Consider the following 1,443-nt stretch of genomic DNA (forward strand, 5'->3'; position numbering starts at 1 on the left):
TATAGACAAACTCTGGCTTGTCAAAGCCCCATTCTGGTTAACCTCAACGATAAAACGGTAAGTCTGTGGCCCAACCGGGCAAACGAAAGGCACAAAAACCAATACGTGCAAGAGTAGACTTTTAATGGTTCTATCCTTTGTTTTCTATGGATAGGAGCAGTGAGGATAGACGAGCGGATAAGGGGCACGGTATCAAAACGTGATTGAGAATTTTTGCCTGAAGAGAGTTAACAGGCTTGCTCACCTTAAATGAGCAAGCCAGACAGGCTCAGACGCCAAAGAAGACAAATTTTAGGGCAAAGAGCACTGCTAATACCCAGACACTGATACTGACATCGCTGGAACGTCCAGCCAGAACTTTAATCACCGGGTAAGCGATGAACCCCAGAGCGATACCATTAGCAATAGAGAAGCTCAGTGGCATCATGATCGCTGTCATCATGACCGGTCCGGCTTCTGTCAGATCATTCCAGTCAATATTGGCCAGGCTACCTACCATCAGAACGGCAACATAAATCAAGGCTCCCGCTGTTGCATAAGCGGGTACCATGCCAGCCAGGGGAGAGAAGAAAGCACATAGCAAAAACAGCACACCGATGGTGACCGCTGTCAGACCTGTGCGACCTCCTGCGGCCACACCTGAAGCACTTTCAACATAAGAAGTCACAGTCGGTGTACCCATCAACGCTCCCGCCCAGGAAGCTGTACCGTCAGTCACCATGGCTCTGTTCATGTTGTGCATCTTGCCATTTTTGTCTGCCAGGCCCGCCTTGTCGCCCACAGCAATCAGGGTACCCGTGGTATCAAACAGATTGACGAACATGAAGGCAATAATGACACCCAGCATTTCAGGGTTCAGAGCGCCCATAATGTCCAGCTCACCGACGATGGGCATCACGCTGGGCGGCGCTGAAGCGACACCAGTAAAAGCAACATCACCAGCCAGCAGAGCAATGGCGGTCACAACGGCGATAGCGATCAGCACAGCGGCTTTGAGACCACGGAAGGCCAGACCCAGAATAAGAAACAAACTGAGACAGGCCATCATGGGGCCAAACTGAGTGATGTCCCCCAACGTCACTATGGTGCCCGGGCTGGCCACCACAATACCGGCATTTTTAAGGCCAATCAGTGCCAGGAAGAGACCAATGCCGCTGGTGATTCCGACTCTGAGACCAACAGGAATGCTATCGACAATCCATGCCCTGACTTTGAACAGACTCAACAACATGAAGCCTATGCCGCCCCAAAATACAGCACCCATGGCTTCTTGCCAGCTGTAACCCATGCCCAGCACCACCGCATAAGCGAAGAAAGCATTCAAACCCATCCCCGGTGCCAGTCCTACAGGCCAATTGGCATATAGGCCGATGGCAATGGTACTGAGACCTGCAACCAAACAGGTGGCAGTGAACAGAGCCCCTTTATCCATGCCGGCATCAC

The 1,443-nt window shown here is 51.6% G+C and carries 1 protein-coding gene; it reads right to left on the reverse strand.

All coding sequences use genetic code 11. The annotated features are described in order from the left end of the window. Window positions 1-268: 268 nt before the first annotated feature. Window positions 269-1,443: NCS2 family permease (locus KDK19_RS02675; protein WP_257291298.1), on the reverse strand; the 1,175-nt coding region annotated here is incomplete at its 5' end.

Origin of the sequence: Endozoicomonas sp. ONNA1, from assembly GCF_024606325.1 — a bacterium.
GTDB lineage: Bacteria > Pseudomonadota > Gammaproteobacteria > Pseudomonadales > Endozoicomonadaceae > Endozoicomonas_A.